Raw genomic sequence first — 2,982 nt, forward strand, 5'->3', positions numbered from 1 at the left:
GTACAAAGAATTGCATGATGCCTCTCCCTCCACCCTACTGAATTATGTATATGATTTTAGGGTCTTCTTTAACTGGCTATTATCTGAACAAATTATTGAATTTAAGCCTATTAAAGACATATCCTTCTCTGATTTGGAGAATTTAAAGAAAAAAGATGTTGAGAACTTCATGAGGTTTCTAAAACTACAACAAAACATGCAGAATTCCTCTGTTAACAGAAAAATTTCAGCCTTAAAGTCTTTATTCAAGTACCTTACTTCCCTATCAGAGAATGATGAGGGAGAATGTTATTTTTATAGAAATGTAATGGCCAAAATTGAAATACATAAAGATAAAGAAACATTAAATGCCCGTGCAAAACGTATGAGATCTAAGATATTTCATAATGATGACGATCAAGAATTCTTGAATTACGTTAAGTACGAACATGAAAAATCTTTAACAAAACATCAATTGTTCTATTTTCTAAGAGACAAAGATCGTGATGTAGCTATTCTTTCCCTTTTTCTTGGTAGTGGTATTCGTGTAAGTGAATTGGCCGATCTCCGTATGGAAGATATAAATATAAAAGAAAGGCTAATTGATGTAATACGAAAAGGAAATAAAGAAGATTCAGTATGGATTACTCCAATTGCGTTAAATGATCTTGAAAAGTATATGGAAATTAGAGATAGCAAATATGCACCAGGAAAAGAATTAAAAAATGTGTTTTTATCGAAGTATAAACATACTGCACAGCCTCTATCAGTTAGGGCCATCCAAGATATAGTAGAAAAATATACTAAGGCCTATGGAAAAAGAATGTCTCCTCATAAATTAAGACATACATTGGCAAATAAGTTATACATGGAAGAGAAAGACTCGTTACAAGTGATGCAGCAACTTGGACATACTAGTCAAGATACAGCATTGTTATATACTCAACTTGGGGAAACAACTATTAAAGATAGCTTAGGTAGACTGGGAAAGAATAAAGAATAAAAGTTCAGCAATTTTATTTTGCTGGACTTTTATTCTGACATTTAAACAAGGTGTATTACTCGGTTCAATCTTTATTTTATTGTGTAAAAAATACATAGTTGGAAATCTGCAGTGAATTTATTTAATATTACAGGATTACTCTTAAAATTACACCAATTCTATTTGTTAGTTTTAGCGAAGACTCTTTAATAATTAATTTAAATAGCAATAGAAAGATTACTTAACATCTCAATTTCCAAATGAATTTGGTTTTTCAGAAAACAAACAGGATTAGTAAGATTTCAATATTATTTTATAACACAATTTTTCATCACGTATGCTTAGCAGATAAATTTTAAAAATACATAAGATGTTGTTAATAATAAAAAAACCAAATTCTAATTGAGAATTTGGTTTTTTTATTATTTTTCCATCTTTTCTTTAATAGCTAAATTGCGTAAATAATCTAAAACGGGGAGCATATCTTTTGGAGCTGTCAAATCGTTTACTGAAAAGGATACATTCTTCTCATCGTCTGTTATTCCCAACTCATAAGAAAAAGCATCCGCTCCTTGGATAGCAGCCCCATTTACTTCACTTGGTTTAAGATGTAAAAGATTAGATTGATGAATTAAATTAATTAATTCCTTAGCTTGTTCCTCTGGTAAATCCATCGTATCTGTCTGAAAGGTTAAGTGGAGGTTAGCTAGTCCCCCGGTACAACTAAACTTAATATGCATATTAGCCCCTCCCTTCATGATACAGAATCTGATTAAGAAGGTAAACCAACCGATTTAAAAGCTGATTCTACTGTTTTTGCAGCTGTTTGCGGAACTTCGCCACTATCTACAAGTTTTTGTGCTGCTTTAGTTACAATTTGCGCAAATTGATTGAAATTAGTAGTTGCAAATAAGCTGTGCATTGCATTATACCATATTAAAGCTGCTTTATCTGTTCCAATTTCCATAGATACAAGATAAAACACTTTATTTGGTATACCACTATTTATATGAACACCGTGGTTATCCTGAGATCCTTGATAATAGTTTTTCATATGATCTGGTTGCATATCCTTACCCATTAGTTTATTGTCAAATGCAGTGCCAGGTGCTTTCATTGAACGAAGAGCTTGTCCTTTTAATGTTGGTCCCATTATATCAGCACCAATTAACCAATCCGCATCGTTTGCCGTTTGCTTTAAATAAGATTGCTTAATTGCAATTCCGAACACGTCCGAAATATGTTCATTCAAAGCTCCAGACTGTCCATCATATTCTAATCCATTAGTAAATTGAGTAATTCCATGTGTTAGTTCGTGCCCTATAACATCAAGTGAATTTGTAAAACTAGTAAAAATAGTTCCATCCCCATCACCAAACACCATTTCATCCCCGTCCCAAAAAGCATTTTGATAGTTATGACCAAAATGAACATTCAAAATGAGATCAAGACCATTGTCATCAATAGAATTGCGGTGGAACACATTTTTGTAATAATCACGTACTATACCAGCATAATCATACGCATGGTTAACTGCGTTATCCTCAATTGATCTATCTCCTTCTTTTCTAACCTCTTTAACTCGAAGGTCTCTTCCACCATTACAATCATATACATGGCGTGCAGATTCACCTTTAGGTCCTGCTCCTGCATCAGTTAAAGCGACAACCCCATTAATATCATATTCTTTCAAGCTTCTACGTTTTCGAATTTGGCGACTTTTTGCTAAACTGATTCGTGCGGCTTCTATATCGTTTTGTGCTAAATTCTCCAGAATATAGGTTGGAACAATAAAGCATTGACATTTCTTATGCGAACAACGTTTTGTATGCATAATTTACACCCTTTCGTGATAGTAGTTTATAACATCTCTATTAATTTGTTCTTTATGTTGGAAATTTATACACTTTATTTAATAAATTCATTAACAATTTATATGCTTTGAGATTATCAAGATCTAAATTTTATAAAGTACTTAAAATAAGTTAGCGTCTCCATATCTTTTTCAATTCATCTATTAT

3 protein-coding genes are annotated in these 2,982 nt (G+C 32.2%); 1 reads left to right on the top strand and 2 read right to left on the bottom strand.

What is annotated here, in order from left to right; genetic code table 11:
• The coding region (gene xerS, locus ABWK52_RS27240; protein WP_353772278.1) for a tyrosine recombinase XerS at positions 1-982 on the top strand (982 nt) is incomplete at its 5' end.
• Between the two features lie 401 nt (positions 983-1,383).
• On the opposite strand, the gene ABWK52_RS27245 is transcribed toward xerS, so the two are convergent.
• Both ABWK52_RS27245 and ABWK52_RS27250 read right to left on the bottom strand, forming a co-directional pair.
• Entirely contained in the window at positions 1,384-1,701 is a 318-nt protein-coding gene (locus ABWK52_RS27245; protein WP_047387399.1) for a protealysin inhibitor emfourin, read from the bottom strand.
• A 32-nt stretch (positions 1,702-1,733) separates the two neighbouring features.
• A complete protein-coding gene (locus tag ABWK52_RS27250) occupies positions 1,734-2,795 on the bottom strand; it encodes a M4 family metallopeptidase (protein WP_047387396.1) in 1,062 nt (353 codons plus the stop codon).
• Positions 2,796-2,982 lie beyond the last annotated feature (187 nt).

The sequence above is a fragment of the Bacillus sp. AP50 genome (assembly GCF_040492675.1).
GTDB lineage: Bacteria > Bacillota > Bacilli > Bacillales > Bacillaceae_G > Bacillus_A > Bacillus_A cereus.

Bases quoted from the DNA above. Each gene is read 5' to 3' on its own strand.
- ABWK52_RS27245 (WP_047387399.1), bottom strand. From the start codon at position 1,701: ATGCATATTAAGTTTAGTTGTACCGGGGGACTAGCTAACCTCCACTTA.
- ABWK52_RS27250 (WP_047387396.1), bottom strand. From the start codon at position 2,795: ATGCATACAAAACGTTGTTCGCATAAGAAATGTCAATGCTTTATTGTT.